At 58.6% G+C, this 15,625-nt stretch carries 13 protein-coding genes; 7 read left to right on the forward strand and 6 right to left on the reverse strand.

Annotated features, from left to right (window positions below):
* Positions 1 to 62: 62 nt before the first annotated feature.
* A complete protein-coding gene (locus IM295_RS03100) occupies positions 63 to 1,103 on the reverse strand; it encodes an aldo/keto reductase (RefSeq protein ID WP_028014410.1) in 1,041 nt (346 codons plus the stop codon).
* Between the two features lie 220 nt (positions 1,104 to 1,323).
* Here IM295_RS03100 and IM295_RS03105 point away from each other — a divergent pair, with 220 nt between their 5' ends.
* The gene (locus tag IM295_RS03105; RefSeq protein WP_045260793.1) at positions 1,324 to 2,871 is read left to right on the forward strand and encodes a methyl-accepting chemotaxis protein; all 1,548 of its coding nucleotides are present in this window, start codon (positions 1,324 to 1,326) and stop codon (positions 2,869 to 2,871) included.
* Positions 2,872 to 2,920: 49 nt separating this feature from the next.
* On the opposite strand, the gene IM295_RS03110 is transcribed toward IM295_RS03105, so the two are convergent.
* Both IM295_RS03110 and yghU read right to left on the reverse strand, forming a co-directional pair.
* The gene (locus IM295_RS03110; protein WP_028014408.1) at positions 2,921 to 3,253 is read right to left on the reverse strand and encodes a glycine zipper domain-containing protein; all 333 of its coding nucleotides are present in this window, start codon (positions 3,251 to 3,253) and stop codon (positions 2,921 to 2,923) included.
* Between the two features lie 158 nt (positions 3,254 to 3,411).
* Positions 3,412 to 4,278: a glutathione-dependent disulfide-bond oxidoreductase gene (gene yghU, locus IM295_RS03115; protein ID WP_028014407.1), complete on the reverse strand. Its 867-nt coding sequence runs from the start codon at positions 4,276 to 4,278 to the stop codon at positions 3,412 to 3,414.
* Between the two features lie 245 nt (positions 4,279 to 4,523).
* On the opposite strand from yghU, the gene IM295_RS03120 reads away from it, so the two are divergent.
* The 6 genes from IM295_RS03120 (at position 4,524) to gss (ending at position 11,876) form a co-directional block, all read left to right on the forward strand.
* On the forward strand, positions 4,524 to 6,113 hold the full coding sequence (locus IM295_RS03120) for an ABC transporter substrate-binding protein (protein ID WP_049138322.1): 1,590 nt from the start codon (positions 4,524 to 4,526) through the stop codon (positions 6,111 to 6,113).
* Positions 6,114 to 6,157: 44 nt separating this feature from the next.
* On the forward strand, positions 6,158 to 7,111 hold the full coding sequence (locus IM295_RS03125) for an ABC transporter permease (protein WP_126344902.1): 954 nt from the start codon (positions 6,158 to 6,160) through the stop codon (positions 7,109 to 7,111).
* 4 nt (positions 7,112 to 7,115) lie between these two features.
* Complete coding sequence (locus IM295_RS03130) at positions 7,116 to 7,961, forward strand: ABC transporter permease (RefSeq protein ID WP_193066199.1); 846 nt, start codon at positions 7,116 to 7,118, stop codon at positions 7,959 to 7,961.
* Positions 7,954 to 8,928: an ABC transporter ATP-binding protein gene (locus tag IM295_RS03135; RefSeq protein ID WP_126344903.1), complete on the forward strand. Its 975-nt coding sequence runs from the start codon at positions 7,954 to 7,956 to the stop codon at positions 8,926 to 8,928. The genes IM295_RS03130 and IM295_RS03135 overlap by 8 nt, the downstream gene beginning before the upstream one ends.
* A complete protein-coding gene (locus tag IM295_RS03140) occupies positions 8,925 to 9,896 on the forward strand; it encodes an ABC transporter ATP-binding protein (protein WP_028014402.1) in 972 nt (323 codons plus the stop codon). Before IM295_RS03135 ends, IM295_RS03140 begins: the two co-directional genes overlap by 4 nt.
* A 117-nt stretch (positions 9,897 to 10,013) precedes the next feature.
* A complete protein-coding gene (gss, locus tag IM295_RS03145) occupies positions 10,014 to 11,876 on the forward strand; it encodes a bifunctional glutathionylspermidine amidase/synthase (RefSeq protein WP_193066200.1) in 1,863 nt (620 codons plus the stop codon).
* A 54-nt stretch (positions 11,877 to 11,930) separates the two neighbouring features.
* Here the strand turns inward: gss and pgaD are convergent, their stop codons facing one another.
* Genes pgaD through pgaB form a run of 3 tightly spaced genes read right to left on the reverse strand, consistent with a single transcriptional unit; the run spans position 11,931 to position 15,623 of the window.
* Positions 11,931 to 12,365, reverse strand: a complete 435-nt coding sequence (pgaD, locus tag IM295_RS03150) for a poly-beta-1,6-N-acetyl-D-glucosamine biosynthesis protein PgaD (protein WP_193066201.1) — start codon at positions 12,363 to 12,365, stop codon at positions 11,931 to 11,933.
* Complete coding sequence (pgaC, locus tag IM295_RS03155; RefSeq protein ID WP_028014399.1) at positions 12,362 to 13,693, reverse strand: poly-beta-1,6-N-acetyl-D-glucosamine synthase; 1,332 nt, start codon at positions 13,691 to 13,693, stop codon at positions 12,362 to 12,364. Before pgaC ends, pgaD begins: the two co-directional genes overlap by 4 nt.
* On the reverse strand, positions 13,686 to 15,623 hold the full coding sequence (pgaB, locus tag IM295_RS03160; RefSeq protein ID WP_193066202.1) for a poly-beta-1,6-N-acetyl-D-glucosamine N-deacetylase PgaB: 1,938 nt from the start codon (positions 15,621 to 15,623) through the stop codon (positions 13,686 to 13,688). The genes pgaC and pgaB overlap by 8 nt, the downstream gene beginning before the upstream one ends.
* Between the last annotated feature and the right edge of the window lie 2 nt (positions 15,624 to 15,625).

Genomic DNA, 15,625 nt, shown 5'->3' on the forward strand with positions numbered 1-15,625 from the left:
CCCCTCACCCTAACCCTCTCCCGGGGAAGGGTTAGGGTGAGGGGAGAAAGCATCGAACCACACTATTTATCCGACGACGCCTGCCACAAATTCAGTTCCCCGTCCGCCACGTGCTGGTCAATCCGCGTCAGTTCATCTTCCGTAAAGCGCAGATTACCCAGCGCCTGAACATTCTCCTCCAGCTGTTCCGGGCGGCTCGCGCCAATCAGCACTGACGTCACGCGAGCATCTTTCAGCAGCCAGCTCAACGCCATCTGCGCCATTGTCTGCCCGCGCGCCTGCGCCATCTCATTAAGCAGACGAAGACTGTTCAGGTTAGCTTCCGTCAGCATTTTCTGCGTCAGGCCGCGCACTTTGTTCCCCTCGCGCTGCATACGAGAACCTTCCGGAATACCGTTCAGGTATTTTCCGGTCAGCAGACCCTGCGCCAGCGGGGTAAATGCAATACACCCCGTGCCGTTTGCTTCCAGCGTATCCAGCAAGCCGGTCTTGTCGACCCAGCGGTTAAGCAGGTTATAGGACGGCTGGTGGATCAGCAGCGGGATCTTCCACTCGTGCAGCAGCGCGGCCATTTTTTGTGTGCGCTCGGTAGAGTAGGAGGAAATGCCCACGTACAGCGCTTTCCCACTCTGAACAGCATGAGCCAGCGCGGAGGCCGTCTCTTCCATTGGCGTATTTTCATCCACGCGGTGGGAATAGAAAATATCCACGTATTCGACGCCCATACGTTTCAGGCTCTGGTCGAGACTGGCGAGCAGATACTTGCGTGAGCCGCCTGAACCGTACGGGCCTGGCCACATGTCGTAACCGGCTTTAGTGGAGATAATCAGCTCGTCGCGATACCGGGCAAAGTCCTCACGCAGCAGGCGTCCAAAGTTCTCTTCCGCGCTTCCCGCAGGCGGGCCGTAGTTGTTGGCAAGATCGAAATGGGTAATCCCTAGATCGAAGGCTTTACGCAGCAGCGCGCGCTGGGAGTCAAGGGGCTGAACGTGGCCGAAGCTATGCCACAGGCCCAGCGACAGCGCGGGAAGGCGCAGGCCGCTCTTGCCACAGTAGCGGTACTGCATATTCTCGTAGCGGGTAGCGTCAGGGTACCAGGACATGATGTCTCCTTTTCTTATAGATGATTTTTTTGAAACGACGTTTTCATTCTGAACTTATCACATCATGTCGTGCGAAGATAAGGGTTAAGGGTGGCTGTGCGACCTGTGAAGCCACGCTAACGAAAAATAATCACAAAAGGTTATAATTTCCCTGCACCCTGCCGATAACGAGAGTAGCACTCGCCTCTGGGCGAATTCACCCTCACGGCAAGGAAGACTTATGAATATGCTCCGTAATTTCACGATCCGTTTCGTCATGCTGACGATCCTCGGGATTTTTTGTTTAATGTGGGCGGGCGTTGGGCTGTACAGCACCTGGTCCCTGTCACGGGTATCAGACGGCAATGAAGTCGATCGCCAACTGGTTAAACAGATGATGGTGCTCAGCCAGGGCAACGATCAGTATTTCCGCTTTGTCACTCGTCTGAGCCGCGCCATGGAGGTCAAAGCCGCTGGCGGCACGCCGGATTTGTCTTCTGCCCAACAGGCGCTGGACAACATGGGTAAGAAACTGGCCGAAATGAAGGCGATCTCGCCTGGCCCAATGGATGAGCAGGTCTCTGCGCAGGTGATCGGTGCCTGGCAGGCGCTGCTTGAACAGGGCGTGACGCCGCAAATGGAGCAGGCGAAGCAGGCGACCCTGGACGGCTACCGCCAGCAGGCCAACAACGTTACGCCGCCGCTAAGCCGTGCGTTCGGTGCCGCCGCCGAGAAGTTCAATAATGCCGCCGCGAAGACGCTCGACAGCACCCGCATGGTGGTCGACGGCCTAACCAGCATGACCCGCACGGTTATTATCGTCGCCACCATTATCGGCCTGCTGATCCTGCTCTTTACCGACCGCTACCTGGTGGCGATGCTGGTCAAACCGCTGGAGCGCATTCGCCAGCAGTTTCGCCAGATTGCCCAGGGCGATCTCAGCCAGCCCATTGCGCCTTTCGGCCGCAACTGCGTGGGACAGCTGGTGCCGTTGCTGAGCGCCATGCAGGACAGCCTGCGTGAAGCGGTCAGCACCATTCGCTCCGGCAGTGAGAATATCTGGCGCGGCGCGACGGAGATCTCCAGCGGCAACAACGATCTCTCTTCCCGTACCGAAGAGCAGGCTGCCGCGCTGGAAGAGACGGCGGCCAGCATGGAACAGCTGACCGCTACCGTGAAGCTGAACGCCGAAAGCGCGCGTCAGGCCAGCCAGCTTGCCGATGTGGCCTCAACCACCGCCAGCCGCGGCGGCTCGCTGGTGGAAGAGGTGGTCACCACCATGAGCGGTATTTCGGAAAGCTCGAAGAAAATTGCTGAAATCACCAACGTCATCAACAGCATTGCCTTCCAGACCAATATTCTGGCGCTCAATGCGGCCGTAGAAGCGGCGCGCGCGGGCGAGCAGGGGCGTGGATTCGCCGTGGTGGCGGGTGAAGTCCGCAACCTGGCAAGCCGAAGCGCCAATGCGGCAAAAGAAATTGAGGGTCTGATTACCGATTCCGTTACCCGCGTAGAGCAGGGTGCGCAGCTGGTGAGCGACACCGGCACCACCATGGATGCGATTTTGCGCGACGTGACGGAGGTGACGACCATTATGAAGCAAATCGCGTCGGCTTCTGAGGAGCAAAGTAAGGGCATTTCGCAGGTCGGGATTGCCATTACGCAGATGGACGGCGTCACCCAGCAGAACGCCTCGCTGGTCGAAGAGGTTTCCGCGGCAGCCGCGGCGCTGGAACGCCAGACCGAAGAGCTTCAACGCTCGGTGCAGAAGTTCCGCCTGACGGCATAACACAACAGGCCGCCTGATGCGGCCTTACTTCTTTCTTTTCCCGATGCTGTTAGTGCGTCGCTTCACCAATCAGCGCGCCCGTGCCGGCACCCACGGCCGCGCCTTTCAGCACGCTATTGCCCGTCACCGCAGCCGCGCCCGCGCCAACGACGGCACCCACGGCACCGCCCTTACGTGCGTCTTTGCCTTTTTCGCCGTTTTTGAACATTGCACCCGTGCCTGCGCCAACCACGGCACCACCCACGGTTGATTTCAGATCTTTGCCCGTGGCTGCGCCAATAGCAGCACCTGCTACCGCGCCGGCGGCGGTTTTGTCGATGGCCATTCCCGAGGTGGAAAAAATGAGGGCGCTGATAACCAGCGTTGTTTTAATAAGTCTCATAACAGATCCTTTGTGACTGCTGTCAGTTGATACGGCGTTTCTCATTCTGAGGTGAGAAAAACGTCCAGATAGTGCCAGCAATAGCCACTCAACCTTTAGGCTAATCATGCCCTGGGCAAGGATCGCGGCTGCCGGGCGGGGAGCCGCCCGGCGAAACGTTACGCCTGACGCTTGTCTTCCGTATTGGTATCGAAGTCGCTCGCCGCGTGGCGTTCGTGGAGCTGCTCGTTCAGCTCGCCGCTGGTGCGGTTAACGATGCGACCGCGCTTAACCGCATGGCGGTTCGCCACGTCCTTCGCCCAGCGCTGGACGTTGGTGTACTTCTCCGCGTCCAGGAACTCGGCGGCGTTATAGACGCTGCCCAGTGCCACGCAGCCGAACCATGGCCAAATCGCCATATCCGCGATGGTGTACTCCTCACCTGCCACGTAGCGACCGCGCGCCAGCTGTTTATCCAGCACGTCGAACAGGCGCTTAGCTTCCATGGTGAAGCGGTCAATCGCGTACTCGATTTTTACCGGCGCATAGTTGTAGAAGTGGCCAAAGCCGCCGCCGAGGAACGGTGCCGCGCCCTGGAGCCAGAACAGCCAGTTCAGCGTCTCGGTGCGTCCCGCCGGATCTTTCGGCAGGAAGTGGCCGAATTTCTCCGCCAGATAGAGCAGGATATTGCCGGATTCAAATACGCGCGTTGGCGGGTTCGTGGAGTGGTCACGCAGCGCCGGTATTTTCGAGTTCGGGTTCACGTCTACAAACCCGCTGGAGAACTGGTCGCCCTCGCCGATGCGGATCAACCACGCATCGTATTCCGCGCCCGTCACGCCCAGCGCCAGCAGCTCTTCGAGCATGATCGTCACCTTCTGGCCGTTCGGTGTGCCCAGCGAGTAGAGCTGCAGCGGGTGAGAGCCTACGGGCAAATCCTTCTCATGCGTTGCGCCGGAAATTGGACGGTTGATGTTGGCGAACGCGCCGCCGCCGTTCTTTTTCCATTCCCACACTTTGGGTGGCTGATACGTGTTGTCTGACATGTTGGCCTGCCTTTTTAGTGATGTGTTGAGGCAGTGTAGCAGGAGATTTGTGAAGCGTTTAACGTTGTGAGCGCAAGCAATTAACCGCTATTCCTTCTGCTGCTTATATATATCAAATCCGGCATAAGCTTAATCGAAAATCGCATTTTCATAATTAATGCGTAAACCGCTAAAGCTGAATATGATGCTTCAACATAAATAAAAGATGCAGTAATAAACACTTTATAAGGCAAGGAGTTAGTGAGATGCGCAAGCTTCTGTTATCGGCAGTGGTCGTTTCGCTCGCGTTAGGCCTGGCGGGCTGTGATGATGCGAAAAATAAAGAGACAAATTCGGCCGCGGCGGCAAAAAGCGACGCGCCAAAAGAGGGCGGTTCGCTCATTATCGGGATTACCTCCGGCGACCCGTTAGCCGTTAATCCGCTCTACGCCAGCGACCGCACAACATTAACCATCATGCAGGCGCTTTATGCCCCGCTGTACAGCTTTAATAACGGCAACATTGAGTGGGGCCTGGCGGAAAGCCTGACGCCTTCTGCCGACAACCTGAGCTATACCCTGACGCTAAAACCCAACCTAAAATGGCAGGACGGACAGCCGCTGACGGCGGACGACGTGGTCTTCACCTTCAATAAGCTGCTGGATGCCAAACAGCACAGCTTCTTCCGCAGCATGTTTACCTACGGCGGCAAGCCTGTTGAAGTGAGCAAGGTTGATGAGCGCACCGTTAAGTTCACCTTACCGCAGGTCAGCGCGGCCTTTACCGGCACCCTGGTGCAGATCTACCCGATCCCGCAGCACGTGTTCGCCGGTGAAGGCGACCTGGAAAAGAGCACCAAAAACGATGCGCCGGTCGGTTCCGGGCCGTTCAAATTTAAAGAGTATCGCGCCGGTCAGTATTACGCCCTTACGCGCTTCGACGATTACTGGAACGGCAAACCGAAGCTCGATTCCGTCACCTACCGTTTCGCCAAAGACAGCAACGCCGCCAACCTGGCGCTGCAAAACGGTGAAATCAACCTCAAGATGGTTGACCCGCAGGATGTGAACCGCCTGAAAAATACCGGGAAATTTGACTTCGTGGTCTATCCGGAAGGCCGTCTGGCCTATATGACGTTCAACCAGAACGTGGCGGTGATGAAGAGCAAAGCGCTGCGTCAGGCCATCGCGTACGCCATCAACAAAGACGAGCTAACCCAGACCGCGTTTACCTCGCTGGACTACGCTAAACCGGCGACGTCGTTTCTGACGCCAGATACGCTTTATAAGACGGATGACGTTGAACAGTACAAATTCGATCTGCAAAAAGCCAAAGACCTGCTCAAGACGTCCGGCGCGCCGGATAATCTCAAGCTGCGCCTGGCGTATGTGAACACCAACAAAACCCAGGAAAGCATGGCGCTCTACATTCAGCAGGCACTGAAGGGCATTGGGGTGAACGTGGAGCTGATGCCGCTGGACTCCAACGCCATGTCTCAGCGCAGTCTTGATATGAACAACACCGCGTGGGAACTGAACCTGGGCGGCTACATTATGGGATCAGAGCCGGACGGTTACAAATCGCTGTTCATGAGCAACGAAGCCTATAACTACGCGCACTACAAAAATCCGCAGTTTGATGCCCTGTGGGATAAAGGTGCCGTGGAAACCGACGCCGCGAAACGTGCCGATATCTACAAGCAAATTCAGCAGACCGTGGCGAACGAGATGACCTACTACCCGATCGCCTACACCAATGCGACCGTCGCCGTGGATAAACGCTTCGGCGGCACGAAGGAAGCGGAGCCGAAGCCGGTTTATCTGTTCCAGGATCTGTCAAAAATTTATCAAAAATAGGCTGTTGCCCCGGTCGTAAGATCGGGGCCTTTTAAGGGCACGTCGTGAACACACTCCTCACGCGTCGGCTGCTGCAGCTGCTGCCGATGCTTTTCTTTATTTCGCTGGTGGCGTTTTTGCTGGTCAAGCTCGCGCCCGGCGACCCCGTGGCCGCGTACATCACGCCGCGTATGGCGCCGGAAGATATTGAGCGCATTCGCCAGAGCCTGGGGCTGGATAAGCCGCTGGTCACGCAGTACGTCCTGTGGCTGAAAAGCGTCCTGCAGGGCGATCTCGGCTATTCGTTGATTTACCACCGCCCGGTGCTGGAGATGATCGGCGAACGCATTCCGGCCACGCTGGGGCTGATGGGGGCGTCGCTGCTGATGGCTATCGTGCTGGCGATCCCGCTGGGGCTGCTGGCGGGGGCATTTAAGCACCGCTGGCTGGATCACCTGCTGAACCTGTTTGCCTATATCGGCATCTCGGTACCGATTTTCTGGTTCGGCATTTTGCTCATCACCGTTTTTGCCGTGCAGCTTAACTGGTTCCCCAGCATGGGGATGCGCACCATCGGCATGGAGGATAACGGGCTGGATCTGCTGCGCCACGGCGTGCTGCCGTGTATTGCGCTCACGTTCTATAACCTCTCCAGCTACGTGCGCTACATCCGCTCTAACACCATCTCGCAGCTCTCCGCCGACTACGTACAGACCCAGCTTGCCTACGGCGCCACGCGTTTCAGTATTCTGTTCCGCCACGTGCTGAAAAACGTCTTGCTGCCGGTGATTACCCTGTTCGGCCTGTCGTTCGGTGAGCTGATTGTAGGAGCTTATGTGACCGAGAGCGTCTTCTCCTGGCCGGGGATGGGGCTGCTCGGGATCCAGTCGATCGCCTCGCTGGACTACCCGCTGATTATGGCGATCATCATGCTCTCGTCGATAATGCTGATCGTCGGTAACCTGATCGCCGACGTGCTTTATCGCTTCGCCGATCCCCGCATTCGTACGCTGAGGTAACCGGATGAGCAGACGCTGGCAGCAGGTTCGTCACCAGCTGCGCCGCAACCGTCCGGCGCAGTTCTCCCTGTTTGTGCTTTTTATTTTCGTTGTCGCCGCGCTCTGTGCGGGGTTAAGTCCGTACGATCCAGATCGGATGGCGCTCGGCGCGCGCACGTTGCCGCCGGATGCCGCGCACTGGTTCGGCACCGACGAATACGGGCGCGACTACTTTACCCGCGCGCTGTATGGCGGCCAGATCTCCCTGATGGTCGGTTTTCTTGCCATGCTCTTTTCCACGCTTATCGGCACGGTAGTAGGAACGGTGAGCGGCTATTTTGGCGGCTGGCTGGATAACCTGATGATGCGCGCCGTGGATATCCTGATGGCCATTCCGGCCTTCTTCCTGCTGCTGGTGGTGAATGCTTACCTCAAGCCGGGCGTGGATAACATCATTCTGATTATCAGCCTGCTGACGTGGATGAACATGTCGCGTCTGGTGCGTGCTGAAACCCTATCGGTGAAAGAGCGTGAGTACGTGCTTTATGCCCGCGCGTCGGGAGCGCATCCGCTGCGTATTATCATGCGCCACATCATTCCCGGCGTGCTGCCGACCATTATCGTGGCGGCCACGCTGAATATCGCCTCGGCCATTCTGATGGAGTCTACGCTCAGCTTCTTAGGGCTGGGCGTGCAGGCACCGGCGGCATCATGGGGAAGCATGCTTAACAACGCCCAGTCTTATATTGGCGAAGCGTCGTGGCTGGCGATGTTCCCCGGCATTCTGATCCTGCTGACGGTGTTTAGCTTTAACGTGCTGGGCGATGTGTTCCGTACCGCCTTTGAGCCGGGAGCAAATCGCGATGAGTAACTTATTAGCGCTTGAGAACCTGCAAACCACGTTCCGCACCCGCGAGGGCGAGGTTCACGCGGTGCGCGGCGTGAGCTTTCAGGTTCAGCCGGGGGAACTCGTCGGTATCGTCGGCGAGTCGGGCTGCGGGAAAAGCGTCACCTGTAAGTCGATTATCCAGCTTCTGGGGAGCAACGGACGGATAACCGGCGGCAGCATTCGCTTCCAGAATGAGGACCTGGCGCAGAAAACGCCCGCGCAGATGCGTGCCATTCGCGGCAACGAGATCGCGATGATTTTTCAGGATCCGATGACCGCCCTGAACCCGGTGCTCACTATCGGCAAGCAGATGTCTGAGATCCTGGTGCGAAATAAAAAACTGTCGAAAAAAGCGGCCAAAGCGGCAGCAATAGCCATGCTGGATCAGGTGGGCATTGCTGAAGCGGAACGCCGATACGACCAGTATCCCCACGAGTTCAGCGGCGGGATGCGCCAGCGGGTGATGATCGCTATTGCGCTCTCCTGCAATCCGAAGCTTCTTATTGCCGATGAGCCGACCACCGCGCTGGACGTGACCATTCAGGCGCAGATCCTGCGCCTGCTGAAAAGTCTGCAACAGCAGACCCAAACCGCGATTTTGCTGATCACCCACGATCTCGGCGTGGTGGCGCAGGTCTGCAGCCGCGTGGTGGTGATGTACGGCGGCCTGGTGATGGAGGAGGGGAGCGTGGAGGACATTTTTTATCGCCCTGCGCATCCTTACACCCAGGGTCTGCTGGCCTCGCTGCCGCGCCCGGATGAGGTGAATCAACGTTTATCGCCCATTGAAGGTTCGCCGCCTGGCCTGCTTAACCCGCCGCCGGGCTGTCCATTTGCGGAACGCTGCCCGAAGCGCATGCCCCAGTGTGAACGGCAACCCGCATTTTACACCGCCGGAGAGGGCCATCGCGCCGCCTGCTGGCTATGGGCCGAGGAGATTCAGGCATGAGTGAACAACAGGCGCCATTAGTGAGCGTGCGCGATCTGCGCAAGCACTATCCGCTCAACGGCGGTTTGCTGCGTAAAGGCGTGGCCGTGAAGGCGGTTGATGGCGTGAGCTTTGATATCCAGCCCGGCGAGACGTTTGGCCTGGTGGGGGAGTCCGGCTGCGGAAAATCCACCCTCGGGCGCGCCATACTGCGCCTTTTCGATATTACCTCTGGCGAGATCCACTTTGCCGGACAGGCAATCGCCCACGCCCGCGAAAGAGAGCTCAAGCCGCTGCGTAAGCGGATGCAGGCAATTTTTCAGGATCCTTACTCCTCGCTCAACCCCGGTATGACGGTGCGACAGCTGGTGGCCGAACCGATGCAGATCCACGGCTACAGCCGCGAAGAACAGCGAGAACGTACGGAAACGCTGCTCTACAAAGTGGGGCTGAAGCACGAACACCTTGAACGGTTCCCGCATGAGTTCAGCGGCGGGCAGCGTCAGCGCATCAGTATTGCCCGCGCGTTGTCCGTGCATCCTGAATTTGTGCTGTGCGATGAGCCGCTCTCGGCGCTGGACGTATCGGTGCAGGCGCAGGTGGTGAATATTTTGCAGGACCTGCAGCAGGAGTTGGGGCTAACCTATCTGTTTATCGCCCACGATCTCTCCATGGTGCGCCATATCTCCAGCCGCATTGGGGTGATGTATCTCGGCAAACTGGTAGAGGTGGCCCCGGCGAATGAACTGTATCAGCGCCCGGCACACCCTTACACCCGCGCGCTGCTGGCGGCGGTTCCCCAGCCCGATCCGCGCATCCGCAATCTCGAAGACGCCACCCTGCGCGGCGACATTCCCGGCCCCACGTCCGTGCTGCCGGGCTGTAAGTTCTGCAGCCGCTGCCCGCACGCCATGCCGGTTTGCCAGACGCAGGAGCCTGCGATGCAGGAGATTGCGCCAGGGCATTTCGCGGCATGCTGGCTGTTTTAAATGTTATTCACGCGTCGCGCAGGTGTATGATAAACGCTCCTCTGTCAGGTTAATTACAACGTGCAGACGACGACAACCCTTCAAAAAATTGCCGCCTGCCTGTTTTAGGTTGGATACATGCGTAAAGGAAAGTTAAGCAGTGATGCGCCATTCGGGACGTTGTTAGGCTATGCGCCCGGTGGCGTGGCGATTTACTCTTCAAATTACGGCAGTCTGGACCCGCGTAACTACCCGGAAGACGCGGACTTTCGCAGCTATATCGGCAACGAATACATGGGCCACAAGTGGCAGTGCGTTGAGTTTGCCCGCCGTTTCCTGTTCCTCAACTATGGCTTCGTGTTTACCGACGTCGGCATGGCGTGGGAAATCTTCTCCCTGCGCTTTTTACGCCAGGTGGTGAACGATAACATTCTGCCCCTTCAGGCTTTTGCCAACGGCTCGAAGCGCGCACCGCGCGCCGGGGCGCTGCTGATCTGGCAAAAAGGCGGCGAGTTTCACGAGACCGGCCACGTGGCGGTGATCACCCAGCTTCTGGGCGATAAGGTGCGTATTGCGGAGCAGAACGTGATTCACTCCCCGCTGCCGCTCGGGCAGCAGTGGACGCGCGAACTGCGCATGACCGTGGAGAATGGCTGCTATACCCTTCATGACACCTTCAGCGATACCGAAATTCTCGGCTGGATGATCCAGACGGACGACACGGAGCACAGCATTACCCAGCCTGAACCGGACGGTGAACTGCTGAAAATCCGCGGCGCGCGGCTGAAAAACAAACGTCAGTTCGACGGAAAATGGCTGAACGAAAATGACGCGCTGCAGCAGGCGTATATCCGAGCGAACGGCCATGTGATCAACAAAGATCCCTGCCAGTACTTCACCATCACCGAAAGCGCCGAGCAGGAGCTGATCAAGGCCACCAACGAACTGCACCTGATGTACCTGCACGCGACGGACAAGGTGCTGAAAGACGACAACCTGCTGGCGCTGTTCGACATCCCGAAAATCCTCTGGCCGCGCCTGCGCCTCTCCTGGCAGTGGCGCCGCCACCATATGATCACCGGTCGTATGGATTTCTGCATGGATGAGCGCGGGATTAAGGTCTACGAGTACAATGCCGACTCCGCGTCTTGTCACACAGAAGGCGGGTTGATCCTCGAAGAGTGGGTCAAAAACGGCTATCGAGGCAACGGGCACAACCCGGCAGAAGGCCTGCTGGAAGAGCTGACCGGCGCATGGAAGCACAGCCACGCGCGGCCGTTCGTTCACATCATGCAGGACAACGATGTCGAAGAGGACTATCACGCGCTCTTTATTCAGCGTTCGCTGATGCAGGCCGGGTTCGAGACCAAAATCCTGCACGGGCTGGAGGCGCTGAGCTGGGATGGCGCCGGGCAGCTGATTGACGACGAAGGTCGCCACGTCAACTGCGTGTGGAAAACCTGGGCGTGGGAGACGGCGATAGAGCAGATCCGCGAGGTGAGCGAAACCGAATACGCCGCAGTGCCGATCCGCACCGGGCATCCTGAGGGCGAGGTACGCCTGATTGATGTTCTGCTGCGCCCGGAAGTGCTGGTCTTTGAACCGCTGTGGACCGTTATTCCCGGCAACAAGGCGATTCTTCCGGTACTGTGGCAGCTGTTCCCGAACCACCGTTACCTGCTCGACACCGATTTTGAGGTGAACGACCTGCTGAAGCAGACCGGATACGCCGTCAAGCCGATTGCCGGACGCTGCGGCAGCAATATCGATCTCATCAGCGCCCAGGACGAACTGCTGGATAAATCCAGCGGCAAGTTTGTCGACCGTAAAAATATCTACCAGCAGCTGTGGTGCCTGCCGAAGGTCGACGGCAAGTACATACAGGTCTGTACCTTTACCGTGGGCGGAAATTACGGTGGGACCTGCCTGCGCGGCGATGACTCGCTGGTGGTGAAAAAAGAGAGCGATATCGAGCCGCTGATTGTACTGAAGGATAAGTAACGTGCATCTGCGCTAAAAAAGCCCCCGCAGGGTATTCTCTGTGGGGGCTTTTTGTTACTGCGCTTCCTCGTCCTGCTGCGCGCTGGTTTTCAATTCGATGATGCGTCCAATCTGGTCATGATAAACCGTCAGCAGGTTGTGCTGGCTCATCTCCGAGATGAGCTGCGGTGAGACGTTAAAGCTGCGGGCAAGTTCGTCATGATGCAACAAGCCCGGCTGACGTCGTCTTACGTTCGCGCGGCGGCGGTTGTACTGATACCACAAAATCAGCAGCCAGCCGTTGAGCGCGGCGAACAGCAAATAGATCAACACCGTATTAAAGGAGGCAATAATCACGCTCCACCGGTGGTCGCTCTCCTCGGTTAACTGCATCCACAGCCTGGCATACAGGAAGAACAGAAACCCGCCCCACGCCACCACGGTTACCGCGGCATCAAAAAGTCGTGGCAGCAACCGATGTTCAGTCAAAATTAAGGTATTTTCGTTCATTGAAGGCTTCCTTTTCCCCTGTCCGGACTGATCCAGCGCGCGCGGGCGCGCTGACGTTTAAGCATGACTTTTGGAAATGCGACGAGGGTGGTGAACAGACCAATCATCCAGTAGACCATCGGGAACCAAATCACCCAGAAAAGCGAGCTGGCCACCTTACGCTCATAGCGCCGCTCGATGTACAAGCTGACCAGGAACTGCAGCAGGCACATCACGCCCAGCAGCAGCCCGGTAAACGCCGGGGGAAACAGGGTTTCAACGGTCAGCCTGGCGGGAATGGGCGCGACGTGGCTGATGATGTACAGCAGCACCGTTATCGCATACGCGAAGGCCCACAGCGTTGACAGCGCGTACTCCAGAAACAGGGGCCACATGCGGTGATGCTCCCAGCGCACCATCTTGCGCAGGTTCACCAGAAATACCTCCGCGCCGCCCTGTGCCCAGCGCAGACGCTGCTTCCACAGGCCCTTCAGCGTCTCCGGCATCAGGATCCAGCACAGCGCCCGCGGCTCGAAAAAGATATCCCAGTGGCGCAGCTGGAGCTTCCAGCTGATGTCGATGTCTTCGGTGATCATGTCCGGGCTCCAGTACCCGACGTCCGCCAGCGCCTGTCGGCGAAAGGCGGCGATGACGCCGGAGACGGTAAAGACCCGGCCATAGATCCGCTGCGTCCGCTTGATGAGCCCAATGATGGACGAAAACTCGCCAACCTGAATGCGGCCAATCAGCGTGGAGCGCGTGCGAATGCGCGGGTTCCCGGTAACCGCCCCGACGTGGGGATACTGAATCAGCGGCGCGACCAGATAGGCCGCGGTGTCGCGGTCGAGCAGAGCGTCGCCGTCAATGCAGACCAGCAGATCGCCCCGGGCCGCCGCCGCCCCGGCTTTGAGCGCCACGGCTTTTCCCTGGTTCTCCGCGAGGTTAATCACCCGCAGGCGCGGCTGCTCCAGCGCCAGCTGCTGCAGCACCTGCGCGGTGTTATCAGACGAGCCGTCGTTGATGGCGATCACTTCAATATTCTCGTATCGCTGAGCCAGCGCGGCGCTGATGGTCTCTCTGGCGTTTCTTTCCTCATTGAAGCAGGGGATCAGAATTGAGATGAGCGGCTCGCCGGCGAGCGTCGGGGCGGGCGTGTCTTTATCCCACGACCATCGGCGTTCAAGCTGAAACCAGAAATAGAGGCCGCCGGTGACCCAGAGCACGGACATAAACAGCGGCCAGAAGAAGACAAAATCCAGAATCAGCTCGCCGGTAAAGAGGGCGGCCACCCCTAACGGCAGCCCGAATACCAGACACAAAATTGAAAAGGCGATTATGCGATCAGTCATTGTCAGGGTACCAGTAGGAAGAAAAGACGGGCCTGATGCGCGAGATATCAGGCTGGTTATTGATGAAATCGTCAGGGTAGTAGCCGTAGTTTTTGATGCCGTTCAGCTGGAGGACGCGCATCCACGCCGCAAGCTGACTGTCGGAGACGGCGCGCTGCGGCTTCTGCTCCCAGTCTCTGGCCTGCAGCTCGAAAATGGTTTTATCCAGCGCGCCGGGCCGCGCGGCGACGGCCTTGATCAAACGCGTCAGCCAGGCATTGCTCTCGTTCGCCGGAACGGACTCCATCAGCGGCATTGCCATGGGCACCGTCCAGTCATAGGCCGCCAGAAAATCATCGAGATTCTGCGCAAACCACGCTTCGCTTTCGGGCTGCAGAATGGGAAGGACGAACATATTGCGCGCGGTTTTTATCTGCGGGCCGCGGATGTGCTTCACCGCCTGGCTCAGAGCACGGGTAAATCCGATAAGCCTCCGGCTTTTCTGGCGCGTCGTGTCCTGCCCGGCAGCGTCAACGTCCGTCAGTACCGCATCGTCATGGAACAGGATCCCGTTGAAGCTGGCATGGCGGGCCAGATCTTCATAGATTTCCGTCACCTGCAGGCGAACCTGCGGGTCCCACGGTGAAAGCCTGATGTAGGGCTCATTGGCCTCGCGCAGCTGGCCGGTTCGATCGTCCCGGCGCTGCACGCGCGGCAGGGCAGGATCGAGATCGAACGAGAGCACCGGCATCCACGCGTAGACCTTCACCCCCGCGCGGGTTTGCAGCTGCCAGGATACGAAGTTAAAGAGATCGGCCCGGACCGGAAGCCGGCGGTTGGGGAAATAGAGCGCCCTGATCCTGCCGTCGCCCTGCGGGTCGGCAAACGCCTGCAGGAAGACGTGGCTGATTTTCATGTCGTAGACCCGCTGGATCAGCCTGTTGATGTTTTGGGTCTGCTGAGCCGGATCGGGATCGTAAACGTAGTCGAGATCGACGTGCATCACGCGCACGGGATCGTGCTCCTGAACCCGGCTGACCGAACTGGCAAACGCTTTGAGCGAGGGGTTGCCGGCGATCAGCAAACGGGGGATGTTGCCCAGCTCCTGCACGTTCCCCAGCCCGTCCTCAAGGGTAAAGGCCAGCTGATAACCCTGCTGCCTGGCGATGGCGAGTGACGTACCGCTGGCGGCACCGTAAGGCCAAACCCAGGCGCGCGGCGCTTTGCCCGTCACCTGCGCGATTTTCTCCGTCACCTTGCGGACGTCATCGCCGATCCGCTGGCTGAACTGCTGGTCAGTTTCATAGCGCCCCGTCGCTTTATCATAAAAGCGGTTGGCGATGGCCGGTTCGCGGCTTCCCTGCGGGTTGGCGACGATGCCGTAATGCGAGGCCCAGGTATGCGATCCGATCTCAACCAGCGGAGACTGGCTGAGCTCGCGCACCATGTCCCAGGTCGCGAAGCGATCCCGGGGCGTCATCAGGCCGCCAAAGTTCACCTTCTGGTTTGCTGGCGTATCCACCCAGCTGCCCACCGGCGCCCAGAGCGCAGGCACGTTCCAGGCCTTAAGCAGCGGCCAGACGCGGGTGTAGAAGCTGCTGTAGCCGTCGTCAAAGCTAAGCAGAACGGCTTTCGGCGGCAGCGATTTTTTGCCGTCATGCGCGTCCAGAATGTCCTGCACGCTGATGGCGTGATAGCCGTTGTGCAGAAGCCAGCTAATCTGCTCGTTTAGCGCGCTGGTGCGCACGGAGAGGTAGCGCTGATCGGCGGCATCGTCTTCGACGTCGTGGTAGGCCAGCACCAGAAACTGGTTCTGCGGCCAGGGTTTGCTCGCCTCCGGCTGCGGCCGCTCGCTGGGCGCAATGAACGAGATCGCCTGCGCCCAGACGCTCGCGCTGAGGCAGAGCCAGCCGATGAGGATCAGGCTCACGGAAAAACGTGTGTTCAGCATAT

Origin of the sequence: Enterobacter cloacae complex sp. P14RS, assembly GCF_014895895.1 — a bacterium.
Classification (GTDB): domain Bacteria; phylum Pseudomonadota; class Gammaproteobacteria; order Enterobacterales; family Enterobacteriaceae; genus Enterobacter; species Enterobacter bugandensis.